Annotated in this window: 13 protein-coding genes; 11 read left to right on the forward strand and 2 right to left on the reverse strand. The window is 45.2% G+C overall.

Features of this window, described 5'->3' with window-relative positions; all coding sequences use genetic code 11:
- Positions 1-64: 64 nt before the first annotated feature.
- The 5 genes from ABDK00_RS06565 to ABDK00_RS06585 all read left to right on the forward strand — a co-directional run bounded on the left by ABDK00_RS06565 (position 65) and on the right by ABDK00_RS06585 (position 6,332).
- Complete coding sequence (locus ABDK00_RS06565) at positions 65-412, forward strand: hypothetical protein (protein WP_346239358.1); 348 nt, start codon at positions 65-67, stop codon at positions 410-412.
- A 62-nt stretch (positions 413-474) separates the two neighbouring features.
- Positions 475-1,743, forward strand: a complete 1,269-nt coding sequence (locus ABDK00_RS06570; RefSeq protein ID WP_346239359.1) for a YeiH family protein — start codon at positions 475-477, stop codon at positions 1,741-1,743.
- A gap of 180 nt (positions 1,744-1,923) precedes the next feature.
- A complete protein-coding gene (locus ABDK00_RS06575) occupies positions 1,924-4,155 on the forward strand; it encodes a glycoside hydrolase family 2 protein (RefSeq protein ID WP_346239360.1) in 2,232 nt (743 codons plus the stop codon).
- A 23-nt stretch (positions 4,156-4,178) separates the two neighbouring features.
- The gene (locus tag ABDK00_RS06580; RefSeq protein WP_346239361.1) at positions 4,179-5,408 is read left to right on the forward strand and encodes a glycoside hydrolase family 27 protein; all 1,230 of its coding nucleotides are present in this window, start codon (positions 4,179-4,181) and stop codon (positions 5,406-5,408) included.
- Between the two features lie 81 nt (positions 5,409-5,489).
- Entirely contained in the window at positions 5,490-6,332 is an 843-nt protein-coding gene (locus ABDK00_RS06585) for an alpha/beta hydrolase (RefSeq protein ID WP_346239362.1), read from the forward strand.
- Here the strand turns inward: ABDK00_RS06585 and ABDK00_RS06590 are convergent.
- Together ABDK00_RS06590 and ABDK00_RS06595 are read right to left on the reverse strand one after the other, a co-directional pair.
- Positions 6,329-7,441: a glycoside hydrolase family 43 protein gene (locus tag ABDK00_RS06590; RefSeq protein WP_346239363.1), complete on the reverse strand. Its 1,113-nt coding sequence runs from the start codon at positions 7,439-7,441 to the stop codon at positions 6,329-6,331. The genes ABDK00_RS06585 and ABDK00_RS06590 overlap by 4 nt on opposite strands.
- A 29-nt stretch (positions 7,442-7,470) precedes the next feature.
- Positions 7,471-8,901 (reverse strand): sulfatase, encoded by a 1,431-nt coding sequence (locus ABDK00_RS06595; RefSeq protein WP_346239364.1) that lies wholly within the window; start codon positions 8,899-8,901, stop codon positions 7,471-7,473.
- A gap of 1,108 nt (positions 8,902-10,009) precedes the next feature.
- Between ABDK00_RS06595 and ABDK00_RS06600 the strand changes: the two genes are divergently transcribed.
- From ABDK00_RS06600 to ABDK00_RS06625, 6 genes are all read left to right on the forward strand, one after another.
- Complete coding sequence (locus ABDK00_RS06600; protein WP_346239365.1) at positions 10,010-12,835, forward strand: TonB-dependent receptor; 2,826 nt, start codon at positions 10,010-10,012, stop codon at positions 12,833-12,835.
- Between the two features lie 76 nt (positions 12,836-12,911).
- Positions 12,912-14,636 (forward strand): RagB/SusD family nutrient uptake outer membrane protein, encoded by a 1,725-nt coding sequence (locus tag ABDK00_RS06605; protein ID WP_346239366.1) that lies wholly within the window; start codon positions 12,912-12,914, stop codon positions 14,634-14,636.
- Positions 14,637-14,659: 23 nt separating this feature from the next.
- Complete coding sequence (locus ABDK00_RS06610) at positions 14,660-17,785, forward strand: TonB-dependent receptor (RefSeq protein WP_346239367.1); 3,126 nt, start codon at positions 14,660-14,662, stop codon at positions 17,783-17,785.
- 10 nt (positions 17,786-17,795) lie between these two features.
- Positions 17,796-19,502, forward strand: coding sequence for a RagB/SusD family nutrient uptake outer membrane protein (locus ABDK00_RS06615; RefSeq protein ID WP_346239368.1), 1,707 nt, complete (start codon positions 17,796-17,798; stop codon positions 19,500-19,502).
- A 101-nt stretch (positions 19,503-19,603) separates the two neighbouring features.
- Positions 19,604-20,536, forward strand: a complete 933-nt coding sequence (locus tag ABDK00_RS06620; protein WP_346239369.1) for a hypothetical protein — start codon at positions 19,604-19,606, stop codon at positions 20,534-20,536.
- A gap of 179 nt (positions 20,537-20,715) precedes the next feature.
- Positions 20,716-22,737, forward strand: coding sequence for an arylsulfatase (locus ABDK00_RS06625; RefSeq protein ID WP_428400367.1), 2,022 nt, complete (start codon positions 20,716-20,718; stop codon positions 22,735-22,737).
- The last annotated feature ends 2 nt before the right edge of the window (positions 22,738-22,739 follow it).

Consider the following 22,739-nt stretch of genomic DNA (forward strand, 5'->3'; position numbering starts at 1 on the left):
ATAAATAAAAATTGTGGCTTATCTTTTGCTTATCTTGACGCGGAAATAAAAGAATCCTATTTTAATGTTTAAGCCTTTTAAACCCTTCAATCGCAAAGTTCTTAATTTTCTAAGAAGTTTAAAACGAAGATTTGTTGTCATTCAAACGCTCGAGCCTTTGCCCGAACAGTTATCCGGCGATGAATCCAAAGCGGTTTTGATGTTGACGGATTATGATGCGTTAGCTCATGCGCGGGCCCATAAAAATGCTATTAGCGACGATAAGTATGCGGTTATTTTTGATCTGGAAAATGATAGTCAGCGCACCAAACTGGAAGAGATGACGGAGCCCGGATCGAAATATGTCATTTACAGCACCTGCGAAAATATTACTGCCGGGTTCAATGCCAACAGCGCCACCCTCGAAAACTAAAGGGTTGATTACCCATTCGTTAAGATTTTTTTAATTGACATTTAATCTTCTATATTTGACGCATGGCTTCACCAAAAAAAACATTCACGCTTTCGGAAGATTGGGCGGTTGTAGTGCTGGGATATATTATTATTTTGCTTGCTTTATTAGGCGTTTATATCATCGCGCCTACCTATGACTGGGGAAACGGCGCGCCTATAAGCGATACCGTTTTAAGCGGCGGCAATTGCTATCGCATACTGATTCAGTTTCTTTTTGCTTATACAATTGCTATCCTTGGCGCATTGATTACGGGGAAGAACGTCGCTACTATTTTTAAAAGTTTTCCGGTTATATTTTTACTAACCATGCTGGCCTCTTTTCTCGGCGGGAATGAACAGGTGAAGGTACTGAATTTGGAAACCGTCATCTTTTGCCTGGCGATTGGTTTGGCAGCCCGAAATTTTTTCAACCTGCCTGCCTGGCTAAAAGATACCTTATCGTCTGAGTTTTTTGTGAAGATTGGATTGGTATTGCTCGGCACCAATGTTATATTTTCCGACATTTTAAAAACCGGTTCGCTCGGGCTGATCCAGGCCCTGCTGGTCGTTCTTTCTGTTTGGTATTTTTCTTTTTGGCTTTGTAAGAAAATGAAAATCGATAAGGAATTGTCGATCATGATGTCGAGCGCGGTTTCCATTTGCGGGGTATCGGCGGCGATCGCGACTTCGGGAGCGATCAAAGGCGACTCTAAGAAATTATCATTGGTCGTTTCGCTGGTACTTATCACGGCCGTGCCGATGATGATCGCCATGCCCTGGGTGGCCAGGTGGCTTGGCCTTTCACAGGAAGTAACAGGCGCGTGGCTCGGGGGCACGATCGACACGACAGGAGCGGTAGCCGCTTCCGGCACGCTCGTTGGGGAAACGGCTTTAAAAATAAGCACGATCGTAAAGTTCTCTCAAAACGTTTTATTGGGTTTTGCAGCGTTTGCCATTTCTATTTACTGGACCTACACCAAAGCCGCTTCGAGCCAGGTGTCAGAAAAGCCAACCCTGAAATTGATCTGGCAGCGTTTTCCGAAATTTGTGATTGGTTTTGTGTTCGCCTCGCTTGTCTTTTCTTTTTTTATTGATCCGGAAATTATTCAAACGATAAAATCGCCGCTGAAAAGTTTACAAGGCCTTTGGTTTGCCCTGGCGTTTACCTGCATCGGATTAGAAACTAATTTTCGCGATCTCGTGGGTGTGCAAAACCGCAAGCCGGTATTGGCGTTTCTGGGCGCTCAGGCATTCAATATCCTGATCACGCTTTTGATTGCCTATTTCCTGTTTGGCAGCGATCTTTATTAACGCGCTTGGCGCTAAAAGTGCGCGGCCATCACCACCGTTCAGAACAGCGAAAAATCGGGCGTTGAATTGTTAAGCCTTGCTACTCAAGGGCTGGCCTACACATTTTTTATACGAATCAATACAAAAATGATAGGGACGCCCCTGCGTTTTTTATATTTTGCCCCTCTAAAACATGCCTTCATGTACAAGATTCTAACTTTTGTTCTTGCGCTAATTAGCCTAAACCTTTTTGCACAAAATTATAAGCCAGCGCCTGCCCGGCTCACCACTCAATGGGGCGAAGCCGTAACGCCCGAAAACGCCTGGCAGCAATATCCGCGGCCGCAAATGAAAAGAAGCGACTGGAAAAATTTGAATGGCTTATGGGATTATAGCATTCAACAAAAGGGCGCTGTTAAACCTGCCGGGTTTGAAGGTAAAATATTGGTGCCTTTTTGTGTCGAATCTTCCCTTTCTGGTGTGGGAAAGCCTCTTTTGCCTGAGCAGGAGCTTTGGTACAGCAAACGGTTTACGGTTCCCCAAAATTGGGAAAAGAAAGAAATTATTCTTCATTTTGACGCGGTTGATTGGGAAACGCGCGTGTGGCTTAATGGAAAACTTGTTGGCAGCCACCAGGGAGGTTCCGATCCGTTTCAATTTAATATCACGCCCCATTTAAATAAAGGCGAACAAGAGTTGGTGGTTGCGGTTTGGGATCCTACAGACAAAGAAATGCAAGCCCGCGGTAAGCAAACGCTGGATCCGAAAGGAATCTGGTATACAGCCGTTTCTGGGATCTGGCAGAGTGTGTGGCTTGAGCCGGTGTCGAAAGGTCATATAATCGATGTATATCCCGTTCCTGATATAGATAAAAGTGTGGTTGCTTTCGGGTTGCAATCGGCTTCTTTGACGGGTTCTCACCAATTAAATATCGTGGTAAAGAATGGCGGGGCGATTATTAAGGATACTACGTTTTCTTTTCATAACAATTTTGTATTGCCTTTGGAGAATGCAAAATTGTGGACGCCCGAAACTCCTGAATTATATCATACCACACTCACGGTGAAAAAGCGCGGCCAGGTGGTAGATCAACTGGAGACCTATTTCGCTATGCGGAAAACCAGCCTGATCAAAGATGACAATGGCTATATGCGATTAGCCCTCAACAATAAGCCGGTTTTTCATTTGGGCACGCTCGACCAGGGCTGGTGGCCTGATGGTTTGCTAACGCCGCCTTCAGAAGAAGCTATGATGTATGACATCATTAAGCTGAAAGAAATGGGCTTCAATACCATTCGTAAACATATCAAGGTGGAGCCTTCCCGGTATTATTATATGGCCGATTCTATTGGCGTACTGCTCTGGCAGGATATGCCTTCCGGATTTTTATGGCCCAATCACCCGTCGCATGTAGGACACGATGATAAGGAAGATTGGGTGCGGCCGCAGGCCTCTGCGGTTCAGTTTGAGAAAGAATGGAAGGCCATCATGGATCACCTCCGCTTTTTTCCATCTATCGTCATGTGGGTGCCTTTCAACGAAGGTTGGGGGCAATATGATACCAAAAGAATTACCGCCTGGACGAGAAAATACGATCCAACACGGTTAGTCAATTCGCCAAGCGGCTGGACAGACCGCGGTGTAGGCGATGTGCTCGATGTACACCAATATCCCGGGCCTGGTATGGGAGTAGTGGAGCTCAACCCGGGACGGTCGATGGTTCTGGGCGAGTTTGGAGGATTGGGGCTCGTCGTGAAAGATCATATCTGGAACCCTAATAAGCGAAACTGGGGATATAAAACTTATACGGAGGATGCCGTTTTAATCCGGGAATACACCGAGCTCATGCACAATTTGTCTTTGATGGTGAAGCGCGGCCTGTCAGCGGCTATCTATACGCAAACAACAGATGTGGAAGGGGAGGTGAACGGTTTGATTACCTACGACAGAAAGGTGATTAAAATCCCTGAAACATTGCTTCAAAAGTTGCATCAACCTGTTTATGATCCTGCTGATGGTCGTGTATTATTTATCAATCAACTCAAAGAAACTGATCGTCCCAACATTTTTCACAGTTTGCAAGAGCCGCCTGCTGATTGGTTGACTCAGCCGGTTCAATTTCAAAAAAGCAAACAAAAAATTGCGCTTAAGAAGGAAGGAAATGTATATGCTTACCAGGACGTGGATTTTGGCAAAGAAATGCCTGAAGGCTTGGGTTTGAAATTATATGCTTCTGGCGATGTAAATATTTATATCAATGGTGTCAAAGTCTGGAGCGAAGACCAGGTGAGGATTAAAAGGCATTACGACGATATCAACCTGTCTTCTTTTTTACACCTGCTTAAGCCATGGAATAACCGCGTTGCGGTAGAAGCAAAAAGCGCCACGCAGGATGTTGACTTTGATTTTGCCTTGTACCAGTGGAATAAATAATTCAACTAAACGATGGAACGCACATGAAAAGAATATTAACACTATTGCTGATAGTGATCAACCTTGCCGCGCATGGACAGAAAAAAAATCTCGCACAGACGCCGCCAATGGGTTGGAATAGCTGGAATTATTTTGGTAAACCCAATGTAAGCGAGCAACTGATTGTTGAAGTGATTGACGCTATCGTAGCGAATGGGCTGAAAGAAGCAGGATATAATTATGTTGTTGTGGATGGCGGCTGGCGGGACACGGCGCTCGATGCGAAAGGGCGGCTGGTCGCAAATTCCAAATTTCCAAGGGGGATGAAATTTTTGGCTGATTATGCGCATTCGAAAGGCCTCAAATTCGGACTGCATATTGTGCCCGGGTCGCACGACTGTGGGGGCGATAAAGTGGGAGGCTGGGGAAAAGAAGCGGTGCAAATGCAGCAGTTCAATGAATGGGGCATTGATTTTATCAAACTGGACAGATGTAAATTTTCATTGATCGAAAATCCTGATAAAAGAAAAAAAAGAAGTCCGCAGTGGTATGCGGGATGGCGGGATACAGCCAACCTTTACAAAGCCTATTCTACTTGGGCAAAACTTATCAAAGAAAATGAACGGGACATCTTATACAGCGCCAGCGTTTATAAATTTTATGACTGGTATCCGCAACTAACGAATATGGGCCGCACCACGGGAGATATAAATGCGAATTGCAGCGGGGGCGCTACTTTCGACGATCCCGACAGTAAGCCGCATCTGAGTGTGATGACCATCGCAGACCGCAACAATAAATGGGCAGCGTATGCGCAACCCGGATATTGGAATGATCCGGACATGATGGTTACCGGGAACAAGGGACTCAATATTGCACAACAGAAAGCACATTTTGCTTTATGGTGTATTATGTCATCGCCGCTGTTTTTAGGCAATGATCCGCGCAACATGTCGCCGGAAGAAAAGGCCATCATTACCAATCGTGATGCGATCGCCGTCAACCAGGACGCTACCGAACAAGGAATAAAGATAAAAAAAGACGGCCCGGCCGAGATTTGGGCAAAGCGACTGAAGAACGGCGGCTATGGAGTGTTGCTGCTCAACCGCGATGCGAAACAAACGCATAAAATCACGCTAAAAGCGGCGGATCTGAAAATTGAAGATGCTAAAAAAATCAGGGATATCTACAATAAAAAGGAATTGGGATCTTTTAATGATTTTTATCAGGCGGACGTACCTCCTCAAAGCGGTTTATTCCTGCTGATCTATTAAGTTATACAATTTATGGATGATAGGATTTGACGGCGCATGACTTTTTCATAACTTAGTCGGCTACTCAAATTAATATTATACATGCGCACGCTTTTCCCGCTAGGCTTAGCTTTATTTTTTTCCGCGGTTGTTGCCGCACAAACGGCGTATAAAACCGTTCCCAGTATTAAATATTATCCGGCGACAGCTTATAAAAGCGATGCTTATAAGGACTCGATGTGTGTACTCGATCTTTATTATCCGGTAAATAAGAAAAATTTTGCAACTGTCGTTTGGTTTCACGGCGGTGGTATCACCGGCGGCCATCGTGATCTGCCGAAACAGCTAACCGATCAGGGCTTTGCAGTGGCCACGGTTGAATATCGCTTGTCTCCACATGTTAAAGCGCCTGTTTATATAGAAGACGCGGCGGCTGCGGTGGCCTGGGTTTTCAAAAATATAAAAACCTACGGCGGCAACGATCAACTGATTTTCTTATCGGGGCATTCTGCCGGGGCTTATTTGGTTTCGATGGTGACGCTCAATAAAAATTATCTGGCAAGGCATCAGGTGGATGCCGATAAGGTAGCAGCCTTAGTGCCGTTTAGCAGCCAGGCGATTACGCATTTTACGGTAAGGCAGGAGCGGGGCGTGGATGCCTTGCGGCCAGTGATAGACTCGCTGGCGCCTTTATATTTTGTAAGAAAAGACGCGCCGCCAACTATCATTCTCACGGGCGATCGCGAATTGGAAATGATGGGACGTTATGAAGAAAATGCCTATTGGTTCCGGATGATGAAGCTGGTTGGCCATCCCAGGACAAAGCTTTTTGAATTGGAAGGGTATGATCATGGCAATATGCCCCAGGGCGGATTCCCGTTGTTGATTAAAGAGATTCGCCAACGCACAAAAGAAATTACGGACGCAAGCGGCAACGGCCGTTAAGGTTGTTCCCGCGGTTCGGTAGTGGGGCCTTCCACAACGAGCATTCCATTATCCGATACACGCATCTTATCTATAAAAACCACACGTTCATCGCCGGTGGCGCTTGTGCGGCCGTGATATACGCAGAGCATAGTCTTTCCATCAGGCGATAGGGTAACGCTGTTATGCCCCGTTCCGGTTACAATGCCTCCGCTTGCTGTATTTTTTTGAAGCACCGGATTGTTCGCTGCCTTGGTAAATGGACCCAGCGGGCTTTTCGAAGTTGCGTACCCAACGGCATAGTTTTGGCCGCCGAAATAATTCGCAGAATACATCATGTAGTAGGTGTCATTGTTTTTAAATATGTAAGACCCTTCGGTCCAGCGGCGGTTTACCTCTTTCGAGGTTACGGACCGGCTTTCCCATTCAGCTTGCTTATCATCCATTTTTACAGGTGGTCGTAGCAGCAAAACCGGCTCGCCGATTACACCGCTTAAGTCAGCTTTCATTTCAATACCATATACCCAGCTTTCTTCAATTTCATCAAACCAACCTTTTTGTTTGGCCCAGGTGGCTACTTCGCTCTCCACGGGGTGCTTATAACAACACCGGGAATAATACAGGTAAGTTTTTCCATTGTCCGCAAAAAGAACATTGGCATCGATAATGGGATAACCCGGATCAAACAATGGTTCGTTTTTGATATCCGTGAACGGGCCTGTAGGCTCATCGGAAACAGCAACGCCGATTTTAAAATTTTCTTCTTCGTTGGTAGGATTTACCTTCCATTGCGCGCTGTAGAACATATAATATTTCCCATCTCGTTCATAGACCTCCGGCGCCCAATACGAATGAAGCCCCCAGCCGTTGGGGTTGTTGCCAAAATAAACCTGGCCCTCTTTTTTCCAATCGATCAGGTCGGCGGAGGAATAGGCGGCAAAGCCTTTTTTTGCGCCGGCGCCCGTGCCGTACATATAATACATCCCGTTGGAAGCGCGCAGCACATAGGGGTCTCCAAATTGTACATTTAAAGGGTTTTTAAAATCAACTTCCTTTTTTGATGAAGGATTTTGACAAGACAGGCTGCTGATAGCCAGGCAGGCGAGGGAAATAAGGAATATTTTTTGCATAATACCGAGCAATTAAAGCGGATGAAAGATCAGTTTTTAGGGCGATCGGCGCCTACTTCTTCGCGCCAGGCGGCCAGGTCTTTTTCGAGCCGTGCCACAATCGCAGGGTTTTGGGCCGCTACATTGTTTTTTTCACCCATATCTTTTTGAAGATTATATAATTCGGTAGTGTTGTCATCAAAAAACTCGATGAGTTTCCAGGAGCCGCTAACAATGCTACCGGCAGACCGGCCTCCTAAAAAGTGAGGTTGCGCCAGCGGATAGTGCCAGTAGAGATTGCGCGCCGGCATTTTATAAGCCGGATTTTTGAGCAGCCCGGCAAAGGATATGCCGTCGGTTTTTTGTGTGCTTTTTGCACCGGTCATTTCTTTAATGGTGGGATAAATATCATAATTCACTAACGGCTGGTCCGAAACCACATCTTTTTTGATACCTGGCCCCCAGATAATAAAGGGTTCTCTTACACCTCCCTCGTAAAGGCTGCTTTTACCGGCTCTCAGCGGCTTATTAGTTGTTACCCTGGTTTCCCCGCCATTATCGCTTGTAAAGATGATAAGCGTGTTTTTATCAAGTCCCAAATCAGTAAGTTTTTTAAGAATAGCCCCGACGCCTTCATCGATCACTTTGAGCTGAGCGGCCAGATGCGGATTGTTTTGTTTGGCCCATACATCGGCGCCGTTCGGCTTATAAGGATCATTGTTTTTGTTTTTAGGACGTGGATCGCTGGTGCCTGCGCCTGCTTTTTTTCTGAAATGATCCACCAGCTCTGGTTTTCCATGTACAGATGTATGAACGGCATAATGGCTCAGGTATAAAAAGAAGGGCTGCTCTTTATTGCGTTCAATAAATTGCAGCGCTTCGGCGTGTTGCCGTTCCGTAAGGTATTCATGTGCTTCGGGAAGCTTCTTTTCGATTTCGCGGTTCCAGAAATAGGGCCAGAAATAAGCGCCTTCGGCGATGCCGCGGTTTTCACTTACCATGACTTCATCAAAACCGTGCTGGTCGGGCAGGGTTTCTTCTGCCGCCCCTTCTTTTACATAACCCGAAAGATGCCATTTGCCAACAATTCCTGTGCGGTAACCCTTGCTTTTCAGCATTTCTGCTAACGTGGTATGAGCGAGCGGTAAATGCTGTGCCGAATTGGGGCGGAGATAATCTGTGATTTTTAGGCGCGCGGGATATTGGCCGGTCATCAATGCCGCGCGATAAGGCGAGCAAACTGGCGCGGCCGCATAAAATCTTGTAAATCGCATGCCTTCCGAGGCCATTCGATCTAGAAAAGGAGTTTCATTGAAGGAATTGCCATAACATCCCAACTCACTGTAGCCTAAATCATCGGCGAGAATGTAAATGATATTTAATTGTTGTGCATGGCTTTTGGCGCTGCCACCAAGTAGGGCGCTTATAAAAACAAATTGAAGAAAAATAGAAAAGAGGGCTGTAGGGAATCTCGATTTCATATGACTGCATTGAAGTGACAAGATAGCTATTTGATTTAAGGAACACTTACAATTTTGTCGATCTTTTTTTAATAATTGTAGGGCTTGAATAGTGTCTGTTATCTTCAAACCAGACAACAGCTTTCAAAGAAAATTTAATATTAAATTAATAGTCTATTATTTTGATAGACTATTTTGACCTTTTATATTTGCGATTCTAAACCACTCATTTCGGAAATATTTAAATGAAAAGGAGTTGAGGCCGGGCCGTGTTGAGCCAACCGTCGCCTTGCTTTCATTTTAATTGTTACGGATTGATACAAATTCGCGAAAAAATGAACAGGCCCTATCCATTTGCTTCAAGTAATATTGTGTTAGAAACGAATACTTCAGGTGTTTTGTTTGTAACGATGCTAATGCTTGCTGTCATTTATGAAATTAATTATATGTCTTTCTGTATTTGAGCTTAACTTTTTTGCCTTTTGTACAAAGGCCGTTTCTTTCACAAATCTAAAAGCGCTTTGGTTGTTTACCGCTTCACGTTTTGCGCAGCGGGAAACAATAGCTGAGGCGGAAAACAACAATTCATTGGATGCGCTGCCAGCACTATGTCAGGCAGTAAAGCGCTACGCCATCCATTTGACCAAATCAATAATATTCGCTTAAAATCAAACCATTATGTTCTTTCTTAACCCGAATCTTCATTGCTGTAATACAAAATTTATACATTCTGATACAATAGTTAAAGTACTGTTTTGTTTCTGACTGTATCTTACATCTATAAATAAAGATTGCTAAGCAACTGCTATTTTTTGCTTGTCGATTGCAAGGTTTGCCCAATAAAAACCAACACGTCATTTTAAGTAAATAAAATGATTATCTGACAAAATAGCTGTGCCGGTAAATCAGTGCTATATATTAATAATATGATCTAATAAAAGTGTACTGCGAAAGTAAACCCAAGACAAACGGTGCTGCTTCGTTAAGCAACTTTAAAGGGTGATGAAAATCAAAAGCATGAAATAGCATACAAATAATTCATTCTTGAAAATGATCATTATTTAAAGCTATTCCTTGTCTGCCGAAGGCAAGCATGTGGCAACTAAAAAAAGAATAAAAAAATAAACACATGAAAATAATGTGCGTGAAAAAAGAATTCTTTTACAGCTTATGGGTGTTTTTTATCGGTTATATGCCGCTGGCTGTGAAGGCTCAGCAAACCGATACGCTCGACCTTGGGTATAAAAAGGTAGCCGTAGCCGATTTCAACGGTTCGGCGTATACCATTTCCGCGCATGAACTTCGTAACCTGCCGGTAACAAATCTTACCAACCTGCTTTCAGGGTTGGTCCCTGGCTTTTTCTCCATCCAAACTTCGGGAGGTACCGTTAATGAGGCAGCAGATTACTGGATCCGGGGCATCAGAACTAACGCGGAAGGCGTCTTAGTCTTGGTGGATGGCCAGGAGCGGCAATTTGGCGTATTGAGTTCTAACGAGGTTGAGTCGATTACAGTGTTGAAAGATGCATCTATGTCGGCTTTATACGGAACCAGGGCGGCTAACGGAATTGTCTTTGTTAGTACCAAAAAAGGGAAGAAAGGAAGGCCGACGGTAGAGCTGACATCGCAGATGATCAATCAGCAGCCTTTGGGCATGTTAGAATCCGTCGATGCACTTACTTACGCGCAACATTACAATGAAGCGTTGAAGTATGACGGACTGGATGCGTCCCAAATGTACTCACAAAATTATCTCGATCAATACAGAAACCGCAGCGGCATCAATGAAGAGCTCTATCCGGACATCAACTGGAGGGAACAATATTTCAAAAAGACCAACTGGGTGCAGCGTCATAATTTAAGCATTTCGGGAGGATCGGATCGCACACGGTATTTTATTAACGGCGGCTTTTTAAAGCAGGCGGGGATGTTCGTAACCGATGAGGAATCAGCGTATAGCACCAATAACACTACGAGCCGCTACAATCTTCGCTCCAACCTGGAAGTTGACGTAACCAAAACTACTTTGCTCAACCTGGATCTCTACGGTTGGTTCGATAAGCAAAACAGGCCGGGAGGCGATTCCTACGGCGCTTATAATGCTTTGGTTACTACACCGCCCAACGCTTTTCCTGCTTACTATATGGATAACGGTCAATACACAGATCAGGATGGCAATATTGTAAGAGGCATTAATAATCGGATAACGGCGGGTAACGATCTTACATCTAATCCCTGGGCACTTTTAAACCGCAATGGATATTCTATTTTGAACCGGGTGTATGGTTCGTTCAGAGCGAAACTTACACAGGAGTTAAGTTTCCTGACAGAAGGGCTTACCGCTTCGGCGATGCTTTCTATGGACAGTTACACTGCCGCGGTGACCAACCGTGAAAAAGGATTTGCTTATTATAATCTGTCTGATATCAATTCGACGGTTTTAAGAAGAACGGGCACAGATCAGCAAATGAATAATGGTATTACCGACCGGGCCAGCGAAGCCAGAAATTCGCTCGACCTGCAAATCGCTTACGAGAAAAAGTTGAATAACCATTATTTATCGGCAACGGCTTTTTATAATCAATATGAATTTGACAATCAAACCTCTATTCCCAGCCGCTTTCAGACCATCGGCTCCTGGTTAGGGTATAATTATAAACATATATATTATATCGATCTCACGGGGTCTTATCACGGAGTTTACAAGTTTGCTCCCGGCAAAAGGTTTGGTTTCTTCCCGGTGCTTACTGCGGGATGGAATATTTCAAACGAATCGTTTTTTGAACCAGCGAAGGACGTTATTTCTTATCTGAAGTTCAGGGGCTCTTATGGTTTGATCGGCAACCAGCGCGGCGTTTCGGAGTTTCAGTATAGAACAAGATTAAATGAAGTAGGCGGTGTGTACTGGTTTGGAAACGCGATGAACGCAAGGCCTGGTTTTGTTGAAGATATTTTGGCAAACCCCAACCTGACCTGGGAAAAGGCGCGCCAGCTCAATCTTGGCGCGGATATCCGTTTGTTTAACGACCGGTTCAGCTATTCATTTGATTATTTTAAAGATAAAAGATCTGATATGTATATGGTCAACAACAACGTGACTTCCTTGTTGGGATCCATTGCAACCATCCAGCAAAATATTGGAGAAATGTTTTCCGAAGGCTACGAAATGGCGGCTTACTGGAAATCCACGATCGGGGATTTTGCATACCGGATTGGAGGAACTTATTCTTTTGCTAAAAATGAAAATGTCAAAACAGGGGAAATCCAGGAGCCTTATCCCTGGCTTCAGGATGCAGGGTATGCAAGGGGTGTGAGAAGGGGCTATGTGGCGACTGGCTTATTTCAATCAGCTGAAGAAATTGCTGCTTCTCCGCGTCAAACTTTTTCGGAAGTGCAGCCCGGCGATATTAAATACAAGGATATCAATGGCGACGGGCTTATCGACAGGAATGATCAGGTACCAATTGGTTATGGAAACGTGCCGGGCATCTTCTATGGTTTCAATGGAAGTATCTCTTACAAAGGCATCAGCCTGATGGCGCTGTTTCAGGGCGCTGGTCATACTACGCAGATGCTGGGAGGAAAAGTGGCGTATCCATTTTTGGCCAACGGAACCATTTACGAGCATCAGCTGGATTATTGGACACCTGAAAACAGGTCAGCATCACTGCCTAATATTTCAACTGTTAACGATAATGTGAATAATACGCAGACTTCTTCATTTTGGTTGAAGGATGGCAGCTATCTGCGACTCAAAACGATTGAGCTTTCCTACCAGTTTCCTCAGAAGATGTTGGGTAATTCATTTGTCAAAAATCTGATCCTGTTTGCCAACGGTTACAATATGTATGTATGGCCGAAAGACGACAGCCCGCTTGACCCCGAGGACAACGGAGGCGCCAATTCGATGCCGCTTACCAGGAATGTCAGCTTCGGCCTTTCCATCCGATTCTAAATTATTAATGATGATTTCAAAAGCTTCATTTAAAGATTGCGAAATAACTGCCTCCGGCAGGAAAAAAAATATACAGATGAAAACATTTATCAAGGCAGCGCTGCTACTTTTTGTGCTTTCTTCCTGCAAGTATATGGACGAGCAGCCCTATGATTGGGCTCAGCCGACCGATGTGTTCTCAATGGAAGCGAGTTACGAAAAGCCGATTACTCAGGCCTACTCTTATCTCAAAGGAGGGTTTAACCGTATCAACGGATCTTTCCTGGATGCGGCCACCGACGATGGTATGAGCACTATTAACAACTCAAACATACACCGATTGTCGCGCGGTTATATAAATTCTAACAATCCGGTTGAAAACTGCTGGAGCGCTTCTTATCAGGGCATTCGTCAGGCCTTGTTTGTTCAGAAAAATCTTGCAGAAATCGACTTGGTTTTAAATAATAAAAGCTCTGAGGAAGTCATCGAAATTAAAAATGTCTATTCCGGCGAAATGTTTTGTCTGCGCGCGCTTTATGAATTTGACCTCCTTCGTCACTACGGAGGCTATCCTATAGTGAGCAAATTTTATAACTTAGGCGACCCGGAATTAACGCAAAAGCAACGCAATTCTTTTGCAGATTGTGTCGCTAATATCCTGAGTTTGTGCGATTCGGCCGCGGCCTTTCTTGGGGTTACGCCGGTGGGTGGAAACGGCGGCTATGGCCGCATGACTAAAGGCGCGGCATTAGCGATAAAAGCTAAAACATTGATCTTCGCTGCGAGCCCCTTGTTTAATCAAAGCGGTAATGGTAACGCTTTGACAGGCTATACCAACCCTTCCGAAAGTGATATTAAAATGCGATGGGAAGCTGCAGCCGCCGCGTGTAATGAGGTAATTGGCTTAAAAAATCCTAATGGTTCTTCGGTATATTCTTTACACGGGAACTATGAACGCTTATTTGTTACATCTCCCAATAGTGAATATATCATTTTTGTATCAGCGCCCAAATCAAACGGCCTCGAAAACCGCCAGTTTCCACCCACGCTGTCCAGAAACCAGGGCGGCGGAACGGTGCCAACGCAAGAGTTTGCAGAAGCGTTTACAATGTCAGACGGAAGCGATTACACACCGACCGATTTAAGTTCGCAATACAAAAACCGCGACCCACGCTTCAACGTTACTGTGGGCTATAACGGATCGAATTATGGAGGTTTGGGGTCCATTCAAACCAAAATCGGCGATGGCGCAACCATTGATGGTCTGAATATGGTGATTGACCGCTCCACTAATACGGGTTATTATTTAAGAAAATTCCTCGATTTCAATATTGACTTTTCAAAAGCGAATCCCGGTACGGCCTTTCATTTGTTTCCGATGATACGCCTTGCCGATGTGTTGCTGCTCTATGCCGAAGCGATGAACGAGGCTTATGGCCCGGATGCCGATCCACGCGGATACGGGCTGACAGCTAAGGCTGCCGTGCAACAAGTGCGCGCGCGCGCAGGTTTCAAAGCAAATGATAAATATCTGATCAATGTGACCGACGCGCAGACGATGCGCCAAAAAATCAAAAATGAAAGACGGGTGGAGCTGGCATTTGAAGAGCAACGTTATTTTGATCTGCGTCGCTGGATGGACGGCGACCTGTTAAATCAACCGGTGACAGGTATAAGAATTGACCAGGTAGGCAGCAGTCAAACCTCTAATTATTTTACGGTTGATGCACTGCGCAGCTTTGAACCCAAAATGTATCTGCACCCGATACCGCTACAGGAAACAATGATTTCTCCCCAAATTACTCAAAACCCCGGATGGTAACTGTGATAAATAATAATATTATTATGAGAAATGTTTTTTTTATAACGCTGCTATTGCTATTGTCTGTTGGCGCGTATGCTCAAAATGCTGTAACCGGTACCGTTACTGACGTTTCCGGCAAAGCATTAAGCGGCGTATCAGTTGCTCAAAAAGATGCAACCAACGCTACGATGACCGACGAAAAAGGTGTATTCGTTTTAAAGTTGGACGACAATAAAGAGCGCATATTATTGTTTTCCATGATCGGTTTCGAAGAACAGGAGGTGGTGCTCACCGGCGCGAGCGTTGATGTAATGCTTGTGGGACAAAGCAAAGATCTCGATCAGGTGGTTGTGGTTGGATATGGCACGCAACGAAAAGTATCTGTTACCGGCGCCATTTCAAGTGTGGGATCGGAAGATATTAAAAAGGCGCCTGTAGCCAGTGTCACCAATTCCCTCACCGGCCGCGTGCCCGGTTTAATTACACGCCAGTCGAGCGGGCGTCCCGGCCAGGATGATGCCTCTTTGTTTATACGCGGACGTGCTACCTTCAACAACTCTGACCCATTGGTGCTGGTAGATGGGGTCGAGCGCGATTTCAGGCAAATTGAGCCCGATGATGTAGAAAGTATTTCTATTCTTAAAGACGCATCAGCAACGGCAGTGTATGGAGTACGAGGTGCGAATGGCGTAGTGTTGGTGACAACGAAGCGGGGCGCCGCCGGAAAATCAAAAATCAATTTTAACGCTGAATACGGTATTACCAATTTTAACCGGTTGACAAAAGCGTTGAACGCGGAAACTACTTCTTTGTTCCAACGGGAAGGAACGATCAACGTGGGATTAGACCCCTCGGTGTTATCCAATACCAGCAACTTTCCCGTTTCAGAATACGACAACTATTTGTACCGGACGCAGCTAAGCCCTTTCACCCATCCGGATAATAATTTTATTGAAACCTTTACGAAACCAGGTAAGCAACAGAAATATAACATCAATATTACCGGTGGTAATAAAACCATCAAGTATTATGTTTCGGCAGGGTTTTTCAATCAGCAAGGCATGTTTGAAGCCGATATCAGCAAGCTGAGAGAAAGCCCTATTTTGAACCATCTGATTCAATTGTCGCCAGAGGTTGACCAGGCTTTGCAACCAAAAGATTACGACGCTTCTTATTATTTTAACCGTATCACCACACGTTCCAACATCGATATTACGCTCAGTGAGGATTTAAAACTTGGCGTCAATATGTCGTATCTGTTTAAGAAAGAAAACAGGCCGGCTACTTACGACGGGCTTTCGAGCGGCGCAGAAAACCTCCGTCTTTTTGCAGCTTTCTACCGCAATGCGCCCCAGGCTTTTCCTTTGATGAATCCAAACGGCAGCTTCGCCGGAGCCATCGGCGTGTGGCGGCAAAACCCGCTGGTGACTATTGCGAATACCGGCTTCAGGTCTGACTTTAGTAATGAAATGCAAACTGCTTTCTCCTTTAATTACAATTTGCGCAAACTAGTTAAAGGCCTTTCAGTGGACGGCCGCTACTCTTTTGATGTGGACTGGAGCAACTGGAGGGGGATGCAGGAACGACCTTACTTGTATTCTTTTAATCCGATTGATAGCTCGTATTTGCAGGGGCTCAATGGTGTGTTGCCTAATCAGGGCTCAGGGAAAACATCGGCTATTTACGGGCAGTATGTAGAGTTGGCGCTTCGCTATAAGGGCGCCATCGGCATCCATCATAATATATCGGGTGTGATCCTTGGCAATTTTAATTCCGAGTCTGTTCCCGGCGGGCAATATTCTTATGTCCCTCACATTTATCAGGCATTAATTGGGAGGCTTAATTATGACTTCGATAACAAATATTTGCTTGAAGTGAATATGGGCTATAACGGGTCTAATCGTTTTGCGAAAGGCAATCAATACGAGCTATTCCCAGCCGTGTCATTGGGGTGGATTGTTTCTAATGAGAAATTTTTATCCGAATCAACTGTACTCGATTTCTTAAAATTCAGAGGTTCGTTTGGGCAGGTAGGTAATGACAAACTGGGTGGTTTTTCTTACTACTATCGCTCAACCTATGTGAATGGCGGGTCTTATTCTTTCGGCGAAACCAATAATCCTGATGTGGTGGGCCTGCAACAGGGGCGTTTGCCCAACGAAAATATTCGCTGGGAAACGGCCACGAAATACAACTTAGGAATGGAAACCAGATGGCTCAAATCCAGGCTTTCATTTAACGTGGATGTTTTTAAAGAGCATCGAACTGATATTCTTGCCATACCGGAGCGCTACCTGATTGCGGCGGGTGTGAACAGCCTGGCTCCTGAGAATATCGGCGTTGTTGACAACAAAGGCTATGAACTGGAACTCGGGTGGCAGGAAAGACTGGGCAGCAGCTTCAATTATTTTATCAAGGCGCTCTATTCAAACGCCAAAAACAAGATTCTTGAAAGGAGCGAAGCGAGCCAGCCCTATGATTATATGTTGGCGACAGGTCGGTCGATTGGCCAGTTTATTGGATATCATTTCGACGGGTTTTTCCAGTCTTACGAGGAAATTGCCGCGTCGCCGCAGCAATTCGGGTTATCTAATTTAGCGCCGGGCGATATCAAATACAAGGATATTAACCAGGATGGAATTATTGATCAAAATGATCAGACGGCAATCGGTCATACCACCATTCCTGAAATTACTTATTCTCTTTCTGCCGGTGTCGGCTTTAAGGGAATCGATGTTAGTTTTCTTTTCCAGGGCGCTGCGCGCAGCTCTGTCTACATGGTTGGCGATTTGGGTTGGGATAATAGTTGGGGCAACTATTATGAAGAACATTATAACCGGTGGACGCCCGAAACCGCGCTCACTGCCAACTATCCCAGGTTTTTGCAAAAAGCAGATGGTAATAATCAAAACTATTATCTGTCTGATTATTGGTTACGGGATGGACGGTATCTGCGACTTAAAAATGTACAGGTAGGCTACACGATGCCAAAGTCCTTTTACAGGCGCCTGCCCTTAACCTCCGTTCGCCTTTTTGCCAATGCCTTTAACCTGATTACATGGGACGAAGTGAAAAGGGTGGACCCTGAATCAAATCCTGACCGGAACTCAGGGCAGTTTTATCCGCAGCAACGAATTGTAAATTTCGGTTTAAACGTTAGTTTCTAAAAAAGATAAGATGAAAAATTTTTATTTAATAATAATCGCGGTGCTTCTCTTTTCCTGCAACAAAGATGGATTGCTGGACAGCACCGACCTGGACGAACTCACCGATGAAAAAGTGTTTACTGATGTTGAAAATACGCGAAAGGCGCTGATGAACCTGTATGGCAATATGCGCCAGGCGACCAATACCAACAGCGGCAGCTTTTCTCAATTGTTTGACATGGGTGTAACCGTAGCCATGCTTGACAATGCTACAGATGATGGCGCTGGCAATACCACAAGAAACGCGGGCATCTCCCCGGGCATTCAAAAGTATATTACCGGCGCTATTTCCGGAACCTCCAACCCGGTCGTACTTACGCATCCGTGGAGGTTTTTTTACCGGAATATCCGCAACGCAAATATTTTTTTAGCTAACGTCGACAAATGCCCGATGACAGAGCAGGAAAAGCGCAGCAGTTTTAACCAGGCTCGTTTTTTACGCGCTTATTATTATCACGAGCTTTTCAGGTGGTTTGGCCCGCTGGTGATTTCGACGCAACCGATCGATCCCTTTGGCTTTGATAGTACGAAGCGTGAAAATCTCAGCACTACCGTTAATTTTATTGCCGGTGAGTTTGATGCGCTATCTCAGGAAGGTATTTTGCCCGATACGTGGGAAGGTTCTGAGTATGGCCGCGTTACCAGAACCGCAGCTATGGCTTATAAAGCCCGCACGTTGCTGTATGCCGCCAGTCCTTTATTCCAGGAGTCGGGAGTAACCTGGGCGCAAGCAGCACAGGCCGCGCTGGAACTGATCAATTATGCAGATAGCAAAAATGTGCACAGCCTTTATGTCGCCCCAGGTGAGCCTGAAAAAAGTTACACACGCTATTTTAACGAGCGCAGCAACCCCGAAAATATTTTAGTGTACCTGCGCAATGCAACAAACGATTTATACAATTTATTTCCAGCTTTTAACCCCTGGAATGTAAACAAAGAGCTCACTACAGTGCCTACACAGTGGCTGATTGACTGTTATGATATGGCAAACGGATCGGAACCCATTTTGGGATATAATGCTGACTACAGCCCCATCATCAATGCTGCTTCGGGATATAATGAACAAGATCCCTATAAGAACCGGGATCCCAGGTTTTATCAAACGATCTTGTATCACGGCGCTACCTGGCCGAATGTAAATAAAGGAACGGCAACGGTAAATATAACCACGCCCAACAACTGGGGTAGCGGATATTTCCTGGTAAAATATCTGGATGACCGCATCGACCATCGAGATGGTGGAAACACATCCATGAATTTTATAATGATGCGTTATGCTGAAATTTTACTGGATTATGCAGAAGCGGTTAATGAAGCCGAAAACACGTCGGCGGGGCGTTTGAAAGCGGTCGAGCAATTGAACAGGATCAGGGCGCGTGCGGGAATAACGACTCCGTTAAACGCCGCCGATTATACGCAGGAAAGCTTAAGGCAGCGGATCCGGAAAGAGCGCCGCGTAGAGCTTTGTTTTGAAGAACATCGCTTTTTTGATATCAGAAGATGGAAAATTGCGAAAGAAGTAATGAATAAACCTGCTATTGGCATCACGCGGCAGGGAGGCAATTTTGTCCGCGTTAAAATGGATAACAGAAGTTTTAATGAGCGTATGAACCTGTCGCCGCTACCGGTTGATGAGGTGAACAATGCTCCGCTTATCTTCCAAAACCCGGGATATTAAAAATTTAAAAGAATTTAGTCATGATAAAACGTTCTAATAAAATCTTTAGTAATCCGGACATCAGATCCAACCATACTATTAAAAATATAAAAAGTGCAAAGATGAAAACGAATACTCTGTTAATAACACTACTGGGCATTGCTACGTTTATGGCCTCCTGCTCAAAGGAAATGGAGGAGGTGAACTATACGCCTGACGTGAAAATTGCGTTTCAGCAGGTAGGAGATAGCAATATCATTCACGTTAATCAGGGCGTGATGGAATACACGGCAAACATCGACGTTCAGGCCAATGGGCCGGTGATCAGCGCGTTTGAAATTTATACGGCTAACGCCACAAATGGCAACAGGGATACGTTGATTACGGAGACAGCGCAGGCCTTCGATGCAGCGAGGAATAGCTACACTACCACTTACACGATCCCTCAACTTTCAGAAAATCGTTGTATTAAAGTAGTAGTAACGGATACTTTGGGCCGGGTTTATGAAAAGAACCTGGTGGTGAAAATCACGCCGGCGGTTGTTTTCTCAGGCGCTTCTAAAATAGAAACGGTCGAGAATTTTTACGGCCCTTATTATGCTAATTGGTTGTCTGGAAGGGTGTATATGAGAAGGCAGTCAGAATATAAAAATGAAATTGATTTTAGCCTGGGAGATGTGGTTATAGCATCGGAAGGAACAGCAGCTGTGCCTGCGTTAGTGAATCCCGCGCAGCGTGGCGCCAACGGGTTGCTGACTTTGGATGGGTTGCAAAACACCAAGTTTGAATTGACCACGCTAACGGCCGCTCAATATCAGGCGATCACACAGGTAGATGCGGCGCCGATCAATGCAATCGCTGATCCGACGCTGGATGTAGTGCGCGTTCAAAACGGAAAAGTATATGTATATAAAACTTCCGCGGGTGAAAAAGGATTGATTCATGTCACAGGCCTTACGCAAAAAAGCGGAACGATTGAGAACGTTAACAGCGAGTGGGTGCCGCAAACTAATTATTACGAAGCAACCGTTACGACGAAGTCGGTTATGCCTTGATAAAAGCACGGAGCATAAAATGCTTTTTGTTGGCCGCTTGCTTTGACTTACAACAAGGTTTGAATAGCAGATCAGAAAAAAGGTTATGTATTCGAAGCCGGTTAAACTTCTTTCTTCACTAATCGTCTAAATGAATAATGCATATTCGTACCTTTCTTTCCCTCTTGATTTGCGGTTTAATGACTTTGAGTTTGAAGGCCCAAAAGAAAAACGCTCCTAATATTATCCTTATTCTCGCTGATGATATGGGCTTTTCCGATTTGGGCTGCTACGGCGGCGAAGTACAAACGCCGAATATCAATCGTTTGGCGCAGGAGGGGATCCGGTATAAGCAATTTTATAATGCGGCAAGATGCTGCCCCACGCGCGCATCTCTGGTTACAGGACTGTATCCGCATCAGGCGGGAATGGGCTGGATGGCAGCGGCCGACCTCGGAACGCCGGCTTACCAGGATAACTTGAATGATCAATGCGTTACCATCGCAGAAGTGTTGAAGCCAGCTGGCTATAGCACCTACATGACGGGCAAATGGCATTTAACCAATGAAAGAAAAATAGACGGCTATGTCACCGACAACTGGCCGGTGCAGCGTGGCTTTGACCGATATTTTGGCATTATTCCCGGTGGCGCCAACTACTATACCCCGGTTGTATATAGTAATAATCAGCGTTATAAAGCGCCGGATAATTTTTACCTGACGGATGCGATCAGCGATTCAAGCGTGCGCTACATTCAGGATCATTTTTCGGATCATAAAAATAAACCGCTTTTTATGTACGTGGCTTACACCGCCCCACACTGGCCGCTGCATGCCCCTAAAGAAGTGATTGAAAAATATAAGAAAACCTACAAAGGCGGATGGGATGCACTAAGAGCGGCGCGGTTCAAAAAGCAAAAGGAAATAGGGCTTTTTAATGCGGATGCGAAACTAAACCCGAGAGACGGGAAAGTGCCTGCTTGGAATACGCTAAGCGATGCGGAAAAAGAAGAGATGAGTATGCGCATGGCTATCTACGCAGCGCAAATCGACATTATGGATCAGGGCGTCGGGCGTATTGTGTCCAGTCTGAAGGCAGCGGGAGCATTAGATAATACACTTATTTTTTTTCTTAGCGATAACGGCGCCTGCGCAGAATTTATCAGCAGTGGAAAAAGTAAAGCCGTTGACGGTACCGAAGATACTTTTGAAAGTTACCGGATCAATTGGGCGAACGTAAGTAGCACTCCTTTTAAAGAATATAAACATTTTACGCATGAAGGTGGTATTGCCACACCTCTGATTGTGCATTGGCCTGCTGGCGTAAAAAGCAGTTTGAACGGGCAGTTTGTGAGTGAATACGGCCATCTGACCGACATTATGGCTACCTGCGTGGATGTAGCCGGCGCTTCTTATCCTTCCACTTTTAAAGGCCACGCCATCGTGCCGATGCAGGGCAAAAGTTTGCAGCCACATTTCACGGGAGCCTCCAATGACCGCGGCAAAATATATTGGGAGCATGAAGCCAATATCGCGTTGCGCGATGGCAAATGGAAACTCGTGGCCAAAACCGAAGAAGGGGGCGGCTTTAATCCGGCGGCGCTACAGCTCTATGATATGGAGCAGGACCCGACCGAAATAAAAGACCTCAGTAAAGAATACCCCGAACTAGTGAAAACTATGTATGCCGATTGGGATCAATGGGCGCATCAAATAGGTGCTTTCCCGCTCGATACGAGGGAATATAACGTAAGAATGAGAGCCTATCGCCGGGTAATCAATGGCAGTTTTGATGATAATTTGGGCGGGTGGAACGCGAAAGTTGATGACCAGGCTGCAGCCGATATCAGCATCGATGAACGCGGTAAAATTTCCGGGGCGAAATCGGCAATGATTACAATGAGGCGGCCGGCTGCAAAACCTGCCGATGTAGGATTGCTCTGGGCTTTCCCGGTCAAAAAAGGAGAACGGTTTCAAATTCGTTTAAAAACAACATCCAATATGCCTGCTTCGTTTATCGCAAGATTAGAGAAAGTTGGCGGCAACGCTGCGAAGATCATTAATGAGCCTATCGCAGTGAGCCCTTTGATAAAAAATTATCAATTTACTTCCGCAGCTGTTCCTGAAGCCGGCAATTACAGGCTGGCTTTCTATTTCGGAACAATGAAATCTGGGAATAGGGTGTGGCTCGACGATGTAGAACTCATTACTTTAAATAAATAACT

Source organism: Niabella insulisoli (assembly GCF_039652435.2).
GTDB lineage: Bacteria > Bacteroidota > Bacteroidia > Chitinophagales > Chitinophagaceae > Niabella > Niabella insulamsoli.